The 16,012-nt window shown below is 61.4% G+C and carries 15 protein-coding genes and 1 pseudogene; 5 read left to right on the plus strand and 11 right to left on the minus strand.

The window, feature by feature from the left end; translation table 11 throughout:
* Window positions 1-91: 91 nt before the first annotated feature.
* Together N2597_RS14450 and N2597_RS14455 are read right to left on the minus strand one after the other, a co-directional pair.
* Window positions 92-1,291 (minus strand): benzoate/H(+) symporter BenE family transporter, encoded by a 1,200-nt coding sequence (locus N2597_RS14450; RefSeq protein ID WP_183597086.1) that lies wholly within the window; start codon window positions 1,289-1,291, stop codon window positions 92-94.
* A gap of 189 nt (window positions 1,292-1,480) precedes the next feature.
* Complete coding sequence (locus tag N2597_RS14455) at window positions 1,481-2,065, minus strand: ATP-dependent Clp protease proteolytic subunit (RefSeq protein WP_183597084.1); 585 nt, start codon at window positions 2,063-2,065, stop codon at window positions 1,481-1,483.
* A 229-nt stretch (window positions 2,066-2,294) separates the two neighbouring features.
* Here N2597_RS14455 and N2597_RS14460 point away from each other — a divergent pair, with 229 nt between their 5' ends.
* On the plus strand, window positions 2,295-3,071 hold the full coding sequence (locus N2597_RS14460) for a DUF2076 domain-containing protein (protein ID WP_183597082.1): 777 nt from the start codon (window positions 2,295-2,297) through the stop codon (window positions 3,069-3,071).
* 145 nt (window positions 3,072-3,216) lie between these two features.
* Here N2597_RS14460 and queF read toward each other — a convergent pair whose 3' ends face one another.
* From queF to N2597_RS14495, 7 genes are all read right to left on the minus strand, one after another.
* Entirely contained in the window at window positions 3,217-3,681 is a 465-nt protein-coding gene (queF, locus tag N2597_RS14465; protein WP_039621288.1) for a preQ(1) synthase, read from the minus strand.
* On the minus strand, window positions 3,681-4,595 hold the full coding sequence (gene emfA / locus N2597_RS14470) for a CDF family cation efflux transporter EmfA (RefSeq protein WP_077990008.1): 915 nt from the start codon (window positions 4,593-4,595) through the stop codon (window positions 3,681-3,683). The genes queF and emfA overlap by 1 nt, the downstream gene beginning before the upstream one ends.
* A 183-nt stretch (window positions 4,596-4,778) precedes the next feature.
* Window positions 4,779-5,456 carry a DUF2161 domain-containing phosphodiesterase gene (locus N2597_RS14475; protein WP_009992877.1) on the minus strand — a complete coding sequence of 226 codons (678 nt, stop codon included), beginning with the start codon at window positions 5,454-5,456 and terminating at the stop codon, window positions 4,779-4,781.
* A 14-nt stretch (window positions 5,457-5,470) separates the two neighbouring features.
* Window positions 5,471-5,710 (minus strand): hypothetical protein, encoded by a 240-nt coding sequence (locus N2597_RS14480; protein WP_009992875.1) that lies wholly within the window; start codon window positions 5,708-5,710, stop codon window positions 5,471-5,473.
* A 97-nt stretch (window positions 5,711-5,807) separates the two neighbouring features.
* The gene (locus N2597_RS14485) at window positions 5,808-7,997 is read right to left on the minus strand and encodes an anthranilate synthase (protein WP_183597080.1); all 2,190 of its coding nucleotides are present in this window, start codon (window positions 7,995-7,997) and stop codon (window positions 5,808-5,810) included.
* A 266-nt stretch (window positions 7,998-8,263) separates the two neighbouring features.
* Window positions 8,264-10,492 (minus strand): TonB-dependent hemoglobin/transferrin/lactoferrin family receptor, encoded by a 2,229-nt coding sequence (locus tag N2597_RS14490; RefSeq protein WP_341356240.1) that lies wholly within the window; start codon window positions 10,490-10,492, stop codon window positions 8,264-8,266.
* A 101-nt stretch (window positions 10,493-10,593) separates the two neighbouring features.
* Window positions 10,594-10,749, minus strand: coding sequence for a hypothetical protein (locus N2597_RS14495; RefSeq protein ID WP_183597076.1), 156 nt, complete (start codon window positions 10,747-10,749; stop codon window positions 10,594-10,596).
* 8 nt (window positions 10,750-10,757) lie between these two features.
* On the opposite strand from N2597_RS14495, the gene N2597_RS14500 reads away from it, so the two are divergent.
* The 3 genes from N2597_RS14500 to N2597_RS14510 all read left to right on the plus strand — a co-directional run bounded on the left by N2597_RS14500 (window position 10,758) and on the right by N2597_RS14510 (window position 12,275).
* The gene (locus N2597_RS14500) at window positions 10,758-11,759 is read left to right on the plus strand and encodes an extensin family protein (RefSeq protein WP_341356241.1); all 1,002 of its coding nucleotides are present in this window, start codon (window positions 10,758-10,760) and stop codon (window positions 11,757-11,759) included.
* A gap of 82 nt (window positions 11,760-11,841) precedes the next feature.
* The gene (locus tag N2597_RS14505; RefSeq protein ID WP_096762319.1) at window positions 11,842-12,087 is read left to right on the plus strand and encodes a CopG family ribbon-helix-helix protein; all 246 of its coding nucleotides are present in this window, start codon (window positions 11,842-11,844) and stop codon (window positions 12,085-12,087) included.
* On the plus strand, window positions 12,084-12,275 hold the full coding sequence (locus N2597_RS14510) for a type II toxin-antitoxin system RelE/ParE family toxin (protein ID WP_010055438.1): 192 nt from the start codon (window positions 12,084-12,086) through the stop codon (window positions 12,273-12,275). The genes N2597_RS14505 and N2597_RS14510 overlap by 4 nt, the downstream gene beginning before the upstream one ends.
* Window positions 12,276-12,419: 144 nt before the next feature.
* On the opposite strand, the gene N2597_RS14515 is transcribed toward N2597_RS14510, so the two are convergent.
* Complete coding sequence (locus N2597_RS14515; protein WP_038690449.1) at window positions 12,420-14,099, minus strand: formate--tetrahydrofolate ligase; 1,680 nt, start codon at window positions 14,097-14,099, stop codon at window positions 12,420-12,422.
* Window positions 14,100-14,255: 156 nt separating this feature from the next.
* Here N2597_RS14515 and N2597_RS14520 point away from each other — a divergent pair, with 156 nt between their 5' ends.
* Window positions 14,256-14,786 (plus strand): TIGR00645 family protein, encoded by a 531-nt coding sequence (locus N2597_RS14520; protein ID WP_096762317.1) that lies wholly within the window; start codon window positions 14,256-14,258, stop codon window positions 14,784-14,786.
* Window positions 14,787-14,797: 11 nt separating this feature from the next.
* Here N2597_RS14520 and N2597_RS14525 read toward each other — a convergent pair.
* Window positions 14,798-15,727: pseudogene (locus N2597_RS14525) on the minus strand (COG3904 family protein); the annotation flags it as partial.
* Window positions 15,728-16,012: the final 285 nt, after the last annotated feature.

Consider the following 16,012-nt stretch of genomic DNA (forward strand, 5'->3'; position numbering starts at 1 on the left):
TAACCTCGGCCAGCAAAGCTGGCAAGCCCTCGCCCCGGCTTTTGGTCGCTCCCGAACCGGGGTTGTTTGTCCGGCAATGCGACGCCTTGCCTTATCCTGGCTGGGTTCGGTCTCTCCAGGCCTTCACCAGCTGTGACAGCGCGAGCATCAGTCCGCCCGCGACCAGGCCCCAGAAGGCGCCGGAAATGCCGCCGAAGGAAACGCCGGATGCGGTGACGAGAAAGGTGATCGCTGCCGCCTCGCGCGATTCCGGCGCCTGGAAGGCCGACATTGCCGAGGACGAGAAGGCGCCGACCAGCGCCAGCCCCGCCACCGCCTCGATTAGAACGGGAGGCGCCAGGGCGACGAAGGCCGTCACCGCGCCGGCAAGCAGCCCGAGGACGATGTAACCAACGCCGGCGATCAGCGACGCCCAATAGCGCCGCTTCGGATCCGCATGGGCGTCTTGCCCGGCGCACATGGCAGCTGTGATCGCAGCCAGATTAACGGCGTGGCCGCCGAACGGCGCCGAAAGCAACGAGAAGAAGCCGGTGACGGCAAAGAGCGGACCGGGCTTCGGATCGTAATGATTGACCTTCAGCACCGCGATGCCGGGAATATTCTGCGAGGCCATTGTGACGATGAAGAGCGGCAGCGCGATCGAGATGAAAGCGGCGAGACTGAACACCGGCCGGACGAATTCCCCAGCCGGAACCAATGACTGTTGCAGCGAACTGAATGCACTGTCGGGAATATCGACACCGAAGGCCAGCACCAGCACGAATGCTGCGAGTGCCGCCGGCACTGCCCAGAGCCGCTTGAAGGCGCCGACGACGATCCAGGCGAGAACGATCGGCAGGCCGAACAGCGGATTGAAGCCGATTGCCTTCACCGGCGCAAAGCAGAGGCCGATCAGCACGCCTGATAGCATCGCGTTGGCAAGCGGCGCAGGAATGGCGGCGACTGCCCGGCCAAGCGGCTTGAACAGCCCGGCGATGACGATCAGCACGGCGCAGATCAGGAATGCTCCGACCGCGGCATTGAAGCCGCCCTCAACCGGCCCGGTACTTGCCAGCAACGCCGCACCCGGCGTTGACCAGGCGATGCTGATCGGCAAACGCGTCGCGGCGCTCAGCACGATCGCACAGACGCCCATGGAGATCGACAGTGCCATCAGTCCCGAGGCCGCCTGAACCTCTGTCGCGCCGACGGCCTGCAAACCATGCAGCACGACGGCGAAGGAGCTGGCGGAACCGACAAAAGCGGTGAGCAGGCCCATGAAAAGGGCCTGGACAGAAAAATCTTTGAGCATGGCGGACTCGCGAGCTGCGGGAATGGCGCATGGAGCATGATGGTTGCGCCACGCGCAAGTCCGGATTCGGGCCTTTCCGTCCAGCGGCTAGTCTTCGAGGGCCATCAGTCTTGCCTTGCCCGAAAAACAAACCGCCCTCGCCTGCGATCACAGGCAAGGGCGGCTCTCAATAGCTTCGACTCGGAAAACTTAGATATCGGCCTGCGACGTCACGATCCGCGAAACGAGGCCATAGTCCTTCGCCTCTTCGGCCGACAGCCAATAGTCGCGGTCGGTATCCTTGGCGATCTTGTCGAGCGGCTGGCCGGTGGCTTCAGCCATGATCTTGTTCAGACGCTCGTTCATCTTGATGATCTCGCGTGCCTGGATCTCGATGTCGGACGCCATGCCGCGCGTCCCGCCCGACGGTTGGTGCAGCAGGAAGCGCGTGTTCGGCAGGCAGAGGCGCTGCTGCTTCGGAGCGGCGACATAGATTAGCGCGCCGGCGGAGGCGACCCAGCCCGTGCCGATCATCCATACCTTCGGCTTGATGAACTTGACCATGTCATGGATGGAATCGCCGGATTCGACATGGCCGCCGGGCGAATTGACATAGATGCGGATGTCGTCTTCGCTGGCTGCGGCAAGCGCCACGAGCTGCGAGCAGACTTTCTGCGCCAGTTCCTGATTGATCGGTCCATAGATGAAGATCGAACGCGACTTGAAAAGATTCGCCTCCGTTTCCTTGCCGAGCGGCAGTTCCTTCGTCTTGTCGTCCTGTTCTTCGTCGTTCATTCGAACCTCTCGGAGATGAATTCGGGTTCCTCGCACATAGTGCGACTCAATGCCTAAAACAATGCGGGAAAAACACAAGGCACCGAAGCGGTGGAGATATCCTTAAGAAGCCGCGCGCCGTTCCGCAAGCCTTACTGAAATGTAACGGTGGAAGGCTTTGAAAAGCCTGAATCGCTTCCTACCTCACCCCTCACGCGGCAGAGCCGTACGAAATAACAGGAGACAAGACATGTCACCCGAAGAACGTCAACTGCTGACCGCCCTGTTCGACCGCGTGCGCACCGCTGCGGCCACGCCGCGCGACAGCGAGGCCGAGGCCCTGATCGACCAGGCGACGCGGCAACAGCCCTCCGCCACCTATTATCTGGCTCAGGCCGTGATCGTTCAGGAAAAAGGGCTGGAGGCGGCCGCCAACCATATCAAGGAACTCGAGGAACACGTCCGCCAGCTGGAAGCCGCCAGCAGTGAACACCGCCAGGCCGAACAGGGCGGCGGTTTCCTGAGCTCGATCTTCGGCAACACCCAGACGCAGCAGCCCGCCCCGGTTCCGTCCAGTCCTGCCAATCCCGGTCCCTGGGGCCAGCCCTCCCGCGGCCATGACGAACCCCGCGGTTATGACAGCAGCGCTCGCCAGCAGCAGCCGACCGGCCCCTGGAGCCAGCAGGCCTATGCGCCGTCGGCCGGCGGCAGCTTCCTGCGCGGCGCGCTCGGCACGGCAGCGGGCGTTGCCGGCGGCATGCTGCTCGCCAACTCGCTGAGCGGCATCTTCGGCAACCACATGTCCTCGCTCGGCTGGGGCTCGCCCTTCGGCGCCAATCCTTTCGGCAACGCCAGCGCGCCCACTGAGGAAACCGTCATCAACAATTATTTCGGCAATGACGACACCCGCCAGGCATCCGACAATGCCGGCAATAACAACGACGACGACAATCTGCAGCAGGCGGATTACGACAATGGCGACGACTACAGCGATGACTCGTCCGGGGATGATGTCACCGATGTTTGAGAACGAGCGCTGAAGCGTTAACGGCCAGCGGTCAGACAAGGACAGCGGCTGCCGCACCCTCGCCCGGCCCTTCGCTTGGGCTCAGGGCGTTCGTCGCTGCAATCGATTCACTGGATCGATTGCTCGGGCTTTGCCCGACCGCAGCTCACCCACGGCCACGATAGGTGGCAACACCCTGTTCCGGTAGCCACACGCCTTCCGGCGGCTGGCCCGTCTGCCAGAAGACGTCGATCGGGATGCCGCCGCGCGGATACCAGTAGGCACCGATCCTCAGCCACTTGGGATCGAGCAGCTCGACGATGCGCTTGGCGATATAGATCGAGCAGTCCTCGTGGAAGGCGCCGTGGTTGCGGAAGGAATGCAGGAACAGCTTCAGCGACTTCGATTCCACCAGCCATTCGCCCGGGATATAATCGATGACGATATGGGCGAAATCCGGCTGACCGGTCATCGGGCAGAGCGAGGTGAACTCAGGCGCCGTGAAGCGCACCACGTAGTCGGTGCCTGCATGGTTGGACGGTACTTTTTCAAGCACTGCCTCTTCCGGCGATTTCGCGGTTTCGGTCTGCTGGCCCAGCATCGACAGGCTGGAAACATCTGTATTCGGCATCATGCCTCCTTGACGACTTTGACGCGGATGCCATGGGCCTTTTCGCCCTCCGGCTCCACATGAATGGCTATTTTGGCGCCCTCATGCACTCTCCTAATGGCATCCTCAAGGCGGTCGCATATATCATGCGCCTGCCGCACGGACATTCCCTCGGGCACCACCATGTGAAAATCGATAAAAGTAACGGTGCCCGCCCGCCTGGTTTTCAGATCATGCACGCCGATCGAGCCCGCTGCATGGGTGGCGATCGCCTGCTTGATCGCCTCCTCCTCCTGCGGCTCGACCGCCTGGTCCATAAGCCCGCCGATCGATTGCGAGATCACCTTCCAGCCCTGATAGAGAATGTTGACGGCAACAAGGATGGCAAGCACCGGGTCGAAAATCGCATAGCCGGTCGCCAGCGCCAGCAGCAGGCCGACGAGCACGCCGACGGAAGTGACCACATCGGACATGATATGCTGCCCGTCCGCGGCGAGTGCCGCCGAGCGATGTTTGCGGCCCGCCCGGATCAGCAGCCGCGCCCAGACAGCGTTGATAAGGCCGGCTGCCAGATTGATCGCCAGACCGAGCACCGGCGCGTCGAGCATGCGCGGCTCGGAGAGATAGCCAATCGCCTCGTTGACGATCAGCAGGGCGGCGACGACGATCAGCACGCCCTCCGTGACGGCAGACAGATACTCGGCCTTGTGATGGCCGAAGGGATGGTCGTGATCGGCCGGCTTCTGCGCATAGCGGATGACGAAGAAGGCGAGGAAGGCCGCGACGACGTTGACCGTCGATTCGAGCCCGTCCGACAGCAGCGCCACCGAGCCCGTCACCCACCAGGCCGCCATCTTCAGCCCCATGACGCCGAGCGACAGCGGGATCCCCCACATCGCCAGCTTCCGAACCGTAAGATTGCCGTCGTCGCTCATAACGTCCTCCTGCGGTTGCGAATGAATTGCAGGGTCTAAGCCATTGAAACGCAAAACCGCCCACGCGATGTCGCGCAGGCGGCCCAGTTGAGGGTGATATGGGCGATGATGAAGGATTTGTCAAAGAGAATGACGCATCCTTCACAGCTGTTACCGCCCGGCCTAGAACGCAGCTACAGCAAACTATACGGGATCAGAAGCGGGATCGGCGACAGGCTGCGGCCAGCGCAAGAGGGCGGCCTGGCCTGCCGGCGTCAGGGTGTAGATGCCCTTTTCGATGCGCTCGAACCATCCGTAGACGTTGTCGCGCAGGATTGAGCCGGCATTGGCCGCAAGCGCCTTCATCTCCCGCGGCCGCTGGAGCCCCTGCTCGAGAGCCGAGGCGCAGAGCAACGCTTGCTGGCGATAGGCGGTCATGATCGGTGCGCGCGAACCGCCGCCGACGGCCGGATCGCCACGGCGGCGTTGGTGCTCCCTGACAAGGCGCGAGCGCCGCTTCGGATTGGTGCGTGGCATCGGCGAGACCGAACTGACGATGATGCTGACCTCACCGCCATCGGAGACGCCGAGCATGCCGATGCCGAGGCGCCGGCAGAGGTCGCGGTAGCGCCGGTCGGTCTCCCGCCCTCGGCCTTTGGCGGAGACGCGGGCCGCGATCCAGACTTCGTCGCTCATCGACGCCCGGTCGACCACCTGAAGCAGCAGTTCGAGATTGAAGGAGAGCTTGAGTTCGCACACGACCACGACCGGCGGCTCGCTGTCGCTTAAACCCACGAGATCGCATCCGCCGACCTCACCCTTGACCACGTAACCGGCCGCCTCCAGGAAGGCTTTGACCGGCAGGTAGAGCGAGGTTTCCATCAGAAAATCACGCCTCAGGCGGCGTTGAGGTCGGCAATTTCGCCATGGCGTGCAAGCAATCGCGGCGAGGTCATGTCGCCGGTCTCCTCATCCACGATCACGGCATAGGCCGCGACGCCGACGAAACGCTCGGCCATCGCCGAGGCGATCTTTTCCGCGCTGACGGCATTCGATGCCTGGCGCATTTCGCCGGGCACGAGATTGCCGCGGTTCTTGCGGTAAGGGAGCACGATAAACTTCTCGGCATTGGCCACAGCGATAATTCCTGGTTGATCGTTCCGGAAATGTTCTGATTTGCCCGATAAAGTCAACCGCCCTTCCCGCTGGCGGGAAGGGCGGACAGAATGGCCGTCAGGCAGCCTTGGTCTTCACCTTGCGCGCCAGATGCGCCACGACATTCTCGATCATCCGCATGCCGGCATCGCCGCCGAGCGTCATGATCGACTCCGGATGGAACTGCACCGCGGCGATTGGCTCCTTGGCATGCTCGATGCCCATGATCGTGCCGTCCTCGCTCTCTGCCGTGATGATGAACTCGGCCGGCAGCGTCGAGGGATCGGCGAAGATCGAGTGATAGCGGCCGACCGTCACCTCCCTGGCAAGGCCGGAGAAGACGATGCCCGGCTCCAGCACACGGATGCGCGAGGGCTTGCCGTGCATCGGCAGTGCCAGATGACGCAGTTCCCCGCCATAGGCTTCGGCGAGCGCCTGCAAACCTAGGCAGACGCCGAAGATCGGCAGATTGCGCGCCCGCGCCTTCTTGATCGTCGCTTTGCAGTCGAAATCCTTGGGCGTCCCAGGTCCGGGCGACAACACGACCAGATCCGGGTTCAGCCGGTCGAAAATCTCCTCCGGCACCGGCGTGCGCACGGTCGAAACCGTTGCCCCGGTTTGGCGGAAATAATTGGCGAGCGTGTGGACGAAACTGTCCTCATGGTCGACGAGCAGGATGCTGACGCCCTTGCCGACGCTTGCGACGTCGCGTTGGATCTTGCCGGAATTGCCGGTCTTGGCGTCTCGGATGGCGGAAAGCATGGCAGAGGCCTTCAGTTCGGTTTCGGCTTCCTCTTCCTCGGGAATGGAATCGTTGAGCAGCGTCGCGCCGGCCCGCACTTCGGCGATGCCGTCCTTGATGCGCACAGTGCGCAGCGTCAGGCCGGTGTTCATGTCGCCATTGAAGCCGACCATGCCGATCGCTCCACCATACCATGCGCGCGGGCTCTTTTCATGGCTCTCGATGAAGCGCATCGCCCAGAGCTTTGGCGCGCCGGTGACGGTCACCGCCCAGGCGTGGCTCAGGAAACCGTCAAAGGCGTCCATGTCGTCGCGCAGCCGCCCCTCGATATGGTCGACCGTATGGATGAGGCGCGAATACATCTCGATCTGCCGGCGGCCGATCACCTTGACGGAACCCGGTTCGCACACACGGCTCTTGTCGTTGCGGTCGACGTCCGAGCACATGGTCAGCTCGGACTCGTCCTTCTTGGAATTCAAAAGCTTCAGAATCTGCTCGCTGTCGGCGATCGGATCGTCGCCGCGCTTGATCGTGCCAGAGATCGGGCAGGTCTCGATGCGACGGCCGGAGACGCGCACGAACATTTCGGGCGAGGCACCGACCAGATATTCCTGATTGCCGAGATTGATGAAGAAGGAATAGGGCGACGGATTGATCGCCTTCAGCCGCTTCGAAATGTCGGAAGGCTTGCTTTCGCAGCGCTCCATGAACTTTTGCCCCGGCACGACCTCGAACAGATCGCCGTTGCGGAAACTCTCCTTGGCCTTGGTGACGAGTTCGGCATATTCGCCGGGCCGATGGTCGCTCTTCGGCGGAATGGCAACCGTATGCTGGAAAGGCTCCGGCGCGATCTGCTCGGCCTTGCCCTCGGTTGTCACGCCGCCTTTCTCGAAATCATAGCGGTCGATCCAGGCTTTCGCGGCATAGTTATCGACGACCAGGATCTCGTCCGGCAGGTAGAGCACCATGTCGCGCTGGTCGGAGGGCCGCGTCAGCTTCAGATCGATCGCGTCGAACTGGAAGGCGATGTCGTAGCCGAAGGCGCCGTAGAGCCCGAGGCTCGCATCCGCCTGCGAATAGAAGAGGTCGGTGACGGCACGCAGCACCGTGAAGACCGTCGGCATCTTCGAGCGCTCCTCCTCGGTAAACACCCGGTCCGGCGTCTTGACGGAAAGGTCGAGGCGGCGGGCGGAGGAAGCGCCGAGCACGAGGTCGGGTACCGCCTTCAGCCGCTCGGTCACGAAGCCAAGAAGCACCTCGCCGCGTTCGTTGTAGGCTTCGATCCAGACGTCACGCCCGAAGGAAGAGATGCCGAGCGGCGGATCGACGACGGCGGTATCCCAGCGCGTATAGCGGCCCGGATATTCGTAGTTCGACGAAAACACCGCGCCGCGACGCTCATCGAGCTTGTCGACATAGGACGAGACCGCGTCACTGTAGGGGATCGCCCGCCGCTGCCGCGTGACTGTTATCCCGCCCTTGGTCTCGTAGATTTCCGCACCATCATCCCGCAGGATCGTTACCATAGTTCCACTCCGTTATCGGGCCCGGACGACAGGCGGCGATAAAACAAAAAAGCCGCCTCGAAGTTTCGGGCGGCTCGCTCGTCGTCGTCTTTGGACACGATTGGTCGAGGCCGCCTCAGCGAGCCCACCACCAAACAGCAATGTTCAAAGACTTGATCATGGAAAATTGTTAGCCTGAGATCAGCCGCCGCGCAAGAGGCGATCGCACGAATGAAAAGGGCGGCCCGAAAGCCGCCCCTCCCCCAGCCTTGAAGGACATAACTGACTCAAAAGGTCTTGGTGAGCGAGACCTTGAATGTGCGGCCCGGCTCGGAATACCACTCCCGCGGCTGCGACGCCGTCGCCGAGCTGAGATTGACGTCGCGCACGGCGAGCGCGTTATAGTGCTCCTGGTCGAAGATGTTGTAGACACCCGCTTGAACGCGCAGGCCCGGCAGCTGTTCCGGCGTCCACCAGCCGGTCAGGTCCACGATCGCATAGCCGGGCGCATCGAAGGTCGAGTCGGCGGTGTTGCTGACGGGTGTATTGAGGTGGTCGGTCAGCATGCCGGCCGAAAGCGTCGAGGAAAGGTCGAAGCCGAAGGTCTCATTGCTCCAGCCGCCGCCGACGATCGCCTTGAACGGCGTCACCGAGCGCAGACGCTGCGTGGTCTCCTCGTTCCTGCCATAGGCATAGGAAAGCGACGCATGCAGATTGATGCCGTTGTTGAACGTCTTGGCGGCGCTGGCTTCGATACCCGAGATCGTCGCCGCTGCCACGTTCGTGTAATTGAACTCCGTGAAGCCGGTCGCGTCGACGCTCGTCACCGTCTCGATAAAATTCTGGTAGCGTGTGTGGAAAAGCGCGACCCTTCCGGTAACATCGCCCGTGTCAAAATTGGCGCCGACCTCGATGCCGCGGCCGATCTCCGGCTCCAGATCAGGGTTGCCGAGCTGGGCGTACCGGCCAGTGGGGTTGTAGAAGCGGCTGTAGAGTTCGTCGACGGTGGGCGCACGGAAGCCGACCGCCAATTGCATGTAGAGCTCTACATCAGGCGTCAGGTCATATGTCGCAAGGATCTTCGGTGACAGGGCGGCTTCCGTTCGGTCGCGAAGATCGCCGAAACGAGTAAGGCCGGTATTGTTGGAAAAGCCGCCGCCGGTCGAGGGATCGTAGTTGAACCAGTCGAAGCGGAAGCCGGGTGTCAGCGCAAAGCCGGTATTGCCGAATTCGATCTGGTCTTCGACAACTAGCCCAAGGTTCCGGCTGTCCACATTGGGCACTTCCGCCTGATTGTTCAGCAACGGGCAAGTCGTCGACGTGGGGCACAGAGCCCAGCTATATTGGCTCCAGCTGGAGACGCCGACATCGAGGCCAACACGAACGGAGTGGCTGAGGCCGGAATATTCGAAATCCTTCGTCGCCGTGCCGCTGAAGCCCCAGGTTTCGTTTTCGACCTCGTTGTTGCGGCCATAGGCAACATTGGCGGTCGAACGGCCCCCGCTGCCCGCCTCCTTCTTCAAATCCTGCCAATAAAGCGTGGCGCGCGCACTGCTGAAGAACGCGTCGGAAGACTGCGCTTCATAATCGTAGTCGAGCGATACGCGATCGCGGTCACGCTGTTCGCGACCGTCGTAATTGTCGATCATGAAATTGCGAGGGCTGGTTCCTCCCTGAAGGTGGCGCAGGTCGGTTTCCAGGTCGCGGCGGAAGCGTTCCGCCGTCAAGCCGATGCGATGACCGCCTTCCAGCTCCTGACGCAGCTTGAAGAGCAGATTGTTCTGATCGAAATCGGCAGGATTCGCCTCGGTGCGAAGAGCACCGTAAACGTCATTGTTGCCCATGTTCGCCCGCTCATGGCCCTTGCGGTAGCCGCCCTGAAACAGGATCGAGGTGCCGCCGATCTTCTTGGCAGCGGCAGCCGAGCCGGAAAAACTCCTGTCTTCGCTATCATAGGTCGACTTGACGATCGCACCCCAGTCGCGGCCCTCAGGGATCAGATCCTCCGGTTCCAGCGTATTGAGCACTATTGCGCCGCCGAGCATGCCCGAACCGCCCTTGCTCGAATCCGCGCCGCGCACGATATCGAGCGAAGAAAGCGAATCGAAATCGAAAGTGTCGCCGCCGCCATTGGCGTTGGCAGGCGCAAAAGCACCCTGACGCGAGCTGTTCGAAATATAAGGGATTGGAATACCGTCGACCGTGGTCAGGATGCGAGCACCGGAAAGTCCGCGCAAGTTGAAGCCCGCATCAGCGCGCGAATAGTTCACGCCCGCATCGACGCTGCGGCCGATATCGTCGAAATTGGTGACCTGCTTCTCTTCCAGCTGCTTGGCAGTGACCTCGGTCGCGAGCGGCGTATCGGCAACGCTGCCCGGCGCCACGCGTTTGCCCTTGACGACGATCTTCTGCAGCACGGTGCTGTCATCCGACGTGGCTTCCGGCGTCGTGACCGGAGCGCTTTGCGCGAAAGACTGCGAAACAGGAAGAACAGCTGCAACTGCCGTGCAGACCAATAGAACCGAGCGCCAATGCCGGACGATCATAACCTACCCTCTAAAAATGATTACCGGGCTGGCTGGTCGTGGCGCGTCGAACGCTCGATGGGCTGGCTGGGCTATTGCGGATAAGACGGAGCAGAAATCCGCCTTCTTTTTGCCGCATAAAAAACATGAGAAACATTGTCAACATAATCGACCAATTTATGTTGAAGATTATTTTCAAGTTTTAATGATCTTCCAGGACGTTGCGCAATTGCAACGAAACCCGCCATAATGCGTTATCCCTTCCGCTATCGACACCAGGGAATCGGATGCGTTGAGAAAACTTTCGATACTGGCGATCCTTCTCGCCGCTACCGCCTTTCTTGCTGGCGCCCGCCTGCCCCCGCATGGTCCCTTACCCCAACCTCGACCCGACACCGGGGCTGCAACCAGTCCTACTCCGCTTCCCGACAACACTGAACCACCCGCGCCGGCGGATGTGCCCGCGCCGCAGCCGAAGCCCGATGTGAAGGAGCCGGAGACACCGGCGGCTGACCAGCCATCGGCGCCCCAAACCGAACCAGGAAAGTCGGAACCGGCAAAGCCGGAGCCGGCAGAACCGATGCAAGGCCCGCCGCTGCCGCCGGGCGGGCTTAAAAGCCCGCAGACGCCGGCGGAGGAGAACAAGCCGCCTGCCGAGCAGACGCTCGAAGAGCAGCATCTGACGATCGAACCCGAAAGCGACACCGAACACGCAGTATGCACGGCCGAACTCCGAGCCTTGGGCGTCGTCTTCAAGGACACGCCGCGCATCGACGACGGCAACGGCTGTGGCATCGACAAACCGATCATCGTCTCCGAAGTCCTGCCCGGCATTGCGCTCAAGCCGGAGGCGACGATCCGCTGCCCGGCGGCACTCGCTCTCGCCCGCTGGCTGAAAGATAGCGTCATCCCGGCCGCCTCCGCCGCCCTGCCGGAACAGAGGCGCCTCACGACCGTCAACCAGGCAACGTCCTATATGTGCCGTCTGCGCAACGGCGCTGAAACCGGCAAGATCTCCGAGCATGCCCGCGGCAATGCCATCGATATTGCAAGCTTCCATTTCGAGAAAGGCGAAGACGTCGCCGTCCGCTCCCGCCGGGAGGACCCGACGCTGACCGGCGCCTTCCAGCGCACCGTCAGCGCCGCCGGCTGCATCTATTTCACCACCGTGCTGGACCCCGAAAGCGACGCCGCCCACGAGACCCATTTCCATCTCGATGTGATGGAAAGGAAGGGCGGCTATCGCTACTGCCATTGATCATTCAAGCGTCTGCGATTCCGCTTGAATCAGGTCGTCCAGTCACTAAACTTCAGCATGAAGAACCGGCGGAGTGCCTATCATGACCTTGTTGAGCTTCCAGATGAACGATTCAACGGTTTCCCGTCTGGATCGCCTTGCCGAGAAGCGAAAGCTTTCGCCGGCCCAGGTGGCGGCCATGGCGATCGAGGAATTCATCGAGCGCGAGGAGTGGCAGCTTGCGGAAATCGAAGCCGCAGTTCGCGAAGCCGATCAAGGTGACTTCGCCTCCGATGAGGAGGTCGCCGCCGTTCTGTCCAAATATGCTAGCAACCCTTCCAGAAAATGAGCCTGCGCATCAAATGGACCCACAGGGCGCTCGCCCGGCTTGATCATATCGGCGCGTACATCGCCCGTCACGATCCTGGCGCAGCGAGCAGGGTGATCATCCGTATCCGATCCATCGTGGAAAGCCTGCCGGATCATCCATTGATGGGAAAAGCTGGCCGCGTGCGGGCACACGGGAGATGGTGCTAAGCGATATCCCTATATTGTCGCTTATCGGGCGACAAAAAAAGAAATCGAAATTCTGACAATCCTGCACACATCTCAGCGATGGCCGAAGAGCTTCTGAACGCTATTTCACATATTGGGCCAAGCTCCGAACGAGCCCTCCACGGATCAGAACAACCCCTCGATATAGCCCTGGTCGTTCAGGAAAATCCGCTCCGCCGATGGTGATTTCGGCAGGCCGGGCATCGTCATGATTTCGCCGGTAATGGCGACGACGAAACCGGCGCCGGCCGAAAGCCGCACCTCGCGCACTGGAACGATATGTCCTTCCGGCGCGCCGCGCAGGTTTGGATCGGTGGAGAAGGAATATTGCGTCTTCGCCATGCAGACCGGCAGCTTGCCGTAGCCCTGTTCCTCCCATGTCTGCAGCTGATCGCGCACCGCCTTGTCGGCGGTCACCTCGCCGGCATGGTAGATCTTCGAGGCGACGATCTCGATCTTCTCGAACAGCGAAATGTCGTCGCCATAGAGCGGCTGGAATTTCGCCTGTCCGGATTCGGCGAGTTCCACTACCTTATGCGCCAGTTCCTCGATGCCGGCCGAACCTTTCGCCCAGTGCTGGCAGAGGATCGCCTCGGCGCCGAGCCGTGAGACAAATTCCTTCAGCGCCGCGATCTCGGCATCGGTGTCCGAGACGAAATGGTTGATCGCGACGACTACGGGCACGCCGAAACGGCGCACATTGGCGACGTGCCGGCCGAGATTGGCGCAGCCCTTCTTCAGCGCCGCGACATCTTCCGTGGCGAGCTCCTCTTTTTTCACCCCGCCATTCATCTTCAGCGCCCTGACGGTGGCGACGATGACCGCCGCATCCGGCTTCAGCCCGGCCTTGCGGCATTTGATGTCGAAGAATTTCTCGGCGCCGAGATCCGCCCCGAAACCTGCTTCCGTCACGACGTAGTCGGCAAGCTTCAGCGCCGTCATCGTCGCCGTCACCGAATTGCAGCCATGGGCAATATTGGCGAAAGGGCCACCATGCACGAAGGCGGGATTGTTCTCCAGCGTCTGCACCAGGTTCGGCTGCATCGCATCCTTGAGCAGCACCGCCATGGCGCCGTCGGCCTTCAGGTCGCGCGCATGCACCGGCGTCCTGTCGAAGCGATAGCCGATGATGATATCGCCGAGCCGCCGCTCCAGATCTTTCAGGTCGGTGGCGAGACAGAGGATCGCCATCACCTCGGAGGCGACGGTGATGTCGAACCCGCCTTGGCGCGGGAAGCCGTTGGCGACGCCGCCGAGCGAGGAGACCATGCTTCTCAGCGCCCTGTCGTTCATGTCCATGACTCGCCGCCAGGCGATGCGGCGGATGTCGATATTCTCTTCGTTACCCCAATAGATGTGATTGTCGATCATCGCCGCCAGCAGATTGTGCGCCGAGGTGATCGCATGGAAATCGCCGGTGAAATGCAGATTGATGTCCTCCATCGGCACGACCTGCGCATAACCGCCGCCGGCCGCTCCGCCCTTGACGCCGAAGCAGGGACCGAGCGAAGCCTCGCGTATGCAGATGATGGCCTTCTTGCCGATCCGGTTCAGCCCGTCGCCGAGCCCGACGGTCGTGGTCGTCTTACCCTCGCCTGCCGGCGTCGGGTTGATCGCCGTGACGAGGATCAGCTTGCCATCTTTCTTGCCCGCCTGCGCCGCGATGAACTCGGCGCTGACCTTGGCCTTGTCGTGACCGTAAGGCGCGAGTTGCTCGACCGGTATGCCGAGTTTCGCCCCGATCTCGAAGATCGGCTTCTTGGCCGCCGCACGCGCGATTTCGATATCGGATTTGATTGACGGCATGGATGCTCCCCTCCCGAGCTCCGCGGCAGCGGAGCCGACATTTCCTCTTCATCGGGATAGCGAAATATCGGCAGGGTGTGAATAGCGCCGCGCCTTGCGGCTGCCACGCTCGGTGTTTATCTCGCGCATAACGATTGCCGTTCACAGGGTGAAAATATGAAGTCACTGGAACTCATCATCGAGCGCGTCATCCTGTCGAGCCGTTGGCTCCTCGTCGTCTTCTATATCGGTTTGGTGCTGGCTCTCGCCGTCTATGCCGTTTCCTTCGGCTATAAGTTCCTGAAGATCGCCTCCGGCGTCTTCGACCTCGACGAGGCCGAGATGATTCTTGCCATGCTCGGACTGATCGATGCAGCCCTCGTCGCCAGCCTGATCGTCATGGTGATGATCTCGGGCTACGAGAATTTCGTAAGCCGCTTCGATGAAGCAGGCGAGGCCGACAACGAGGTCTCCTTTCTCGGCAAGCTCGATTCCGGCAGCCTGAAGATCAAGGTCGCCTCCTCGATCGTCGCCATCTCCTCGATCCACCTGCTGCAGGTCTTCCTCAACGCCGACAAATATGCCGACGGCAAGATCATGTGGCTGACCCTGATGCACCTCGCCTTCGTCGCCTCCGCCGTCATGCTCGGTTTCCTCGAGAAGCTGATGAGCGTGACGTCGAAGAATGACCTGAAGGACAAGGGTTAGCCGCCCGAGGGGGCCGCCGCGGGCGCCTGGGCTGGCGGATGGCCATGGCAGACAGCCTCGGCCGGTGCATCCGGCGCGCAAAGCGGCATGCCGGGCCATTCGTTGTAAGCCAGCATGTCCGTCATCAGCCTCATGCGCAGTGCTTCCGCAGGCGGTACGATCTTGATGCTGTCGGGTGTGGCGCTCATCATTTGATCAATCACGTCGTCGTCAACGCCCATTTCCTTCAAATAGGCCGTCAACGCAGCGCTGCTCTTCTTTCCGAGCTTGGTGGAACTGGTCTGCCCCGCCACCTTGCGTCCCACCTCTTTGCGAGAGATTTCCTTCTTCTTGCCGTTCACGATCTTGTATTCGATGCGGTAGGAAATGCGCATCCTGTTATAGATCGTCGTAATCTGGTGAACGCCGATCAAAGCCCATTGCGATGAGACGCGCGAGGTGCCACCGGCAAAGGCCAGCGGACAGGCGGAAAAGCAGTATGCACCGGCCGAATAGGTGTAACCGATCGAGCTGCCGTCCTTTGCGATAGCAGCGTCGCAGCGCGGATCAGCAGTTGGGCAACCTTTCAGCCGCGTGCCGCCGACCGCCGTTTCCAATCCGGCCTTGCGGATCATTCGGCCCATTGCATAGGCGGCATCGACATCGCCGCCCTCCGAACGGAAGACGACCGGCAGTTTTCGTCCGCTCGCCGCCTTGAGAATCTTCTTCAGTCGAGCCGGCGTATCGGAGGTTATTCGTCCCTCCGCCGATATCCATTCCGGACAGTTTTCCTGGCAAAGAAGACTGCGCACAATGACGAAGCGCATGGGCGGCTGCACAGCCTGCTTCTGTTGCTCGGCGGCCTGCGACGTTGCGGCCGCAGCCGGCAAGATCACAAGAAGAAAAGCAAGTAACGGCAGGAAAGACAGATATTTCAGACAAAAGCTATTCGCAAAGCGCACGATTAAACCGTCCCGGCTATACATGGTAATAGACTTAGCAACTGCATTGATCGGCAGCAAGGCGGATTTCGGCGCCCCTCACCGCCCAGGCCTTTCGGCATGATTCTCTACCTGTCCGGCGTCGCAGATATCTACAGCAGTCCCGCATCAGTAGAAGTCAAAAATACCACAGCGCTACTAGCACAAGCGGCAGCTCAACCGACGCGCGCGGGATTGTGACTATTTCTTCACAATTTGAGTTAATCGGCCTGCGCAAGCGCGATAAGGACTAGCATCCGCCGGCAT

It is taken from the genome of Rhizobium sophoriradicis, assembly GCF_025200795.1.
Classification (GTDB): domain Bacteria; phylum Pseudomonadota; class Alphaproteobacteria; order Rhizobiales; family Rhizobiaceae; genus Rhizobium; species Rhizobium sophoriradicis.

What these genes read in the sequence shown, in the direction of transcription:
- N2597_RS14450 (WP_183597086.1), bottom strand. Translation starts at nt 1,291, where the DNA reads ATGCTCAAAGATTTTTCTGTCCAGGCCCTTTTCATGGGCCTGCTCACC.
- N2597_RS14455 (WP_183597084.1), bottom strand. Translation starts at nt 2,065, where the DNA reads ATGAACGACGAAGAACAGGACGACAAGACGAAGGAACTGCCGCTCGGC.
- N2597_RS14460 (WP_183597082.1), top strand. Translation starts at nt 2,295, where the DNA reads ATGTCACCCGAAGAACGTCAACTGCTGACCGCCCTGTTCGACCGCGTG.
- queF (WP_039621288.1), bottom strand. Translation starts at nt 3,681, where the DNA reads ATGCCGAATACAGATGTTTCCAGCCTGTCGATGCTGGGCCAGCAGACC.
- emfA (WP_077990008.1), bottom strand. Translation starts at nt 4,595, where the DNA reads ATGAGCGACGACGGCAATCTTACGGTTCGGAAGCTGGCGATGTGGGGG.
- N2597_RS14475 (WP_009992877.1), bottom strand. Translation starts at nt 5,456, where the DNA reads ATGGAAACCTCGCTCTACCTGCCGGTCAAAGCCTTCCTGGAGGCGGCC.
- N2597_RS14485 (WP_183597080.1), bottom strand. Translation starts at nt 7,997, where the DNA reads ATGGTAACGATCCTGCGGGATGATGGTGCGGAAATCTACGAGACCAAG.
- N2597_RS14495 (WP_183597076.1), bottom strand. Translation starts at nt 10,749, where the DNA reads ATGGCGGGTTTCGTTGCAATTGCGCAACGTCCTGGAAGATCATTAAAA.
- N2597_RS14505 (WP_096762319.1), top strand. Translation starts at nt 11,842, where the DNA reads ATGACCTTGTTGAGCTTCCAGATGAACGATTCAACGGTTTCCCGTCTG.
- N2597_RS14510 (WP_010055438.1), top strand. Translation starts at nt 12,084, where the DNA reads ATGAGCCTGCGCATCAAATGGACCCACAGGGCGCTCGCCCGGCTTGAT.
- N2597_RS14515 (WP_038690449.1), bottom strand. Translation starts at nt 14,099, where the DNA reads ATGCCGTCAATCAAATCCGATATCGAAATCGCGCGTGCGGCGGCCAAG.
- N2597_RS14520 (WP_096762317.1), top strand. Translation starts at nt 14,256, where the DNA reads ATGAAGTCACTGGAACTCATCATCGAGCGCGTCATCCTGTCGAGCCGT.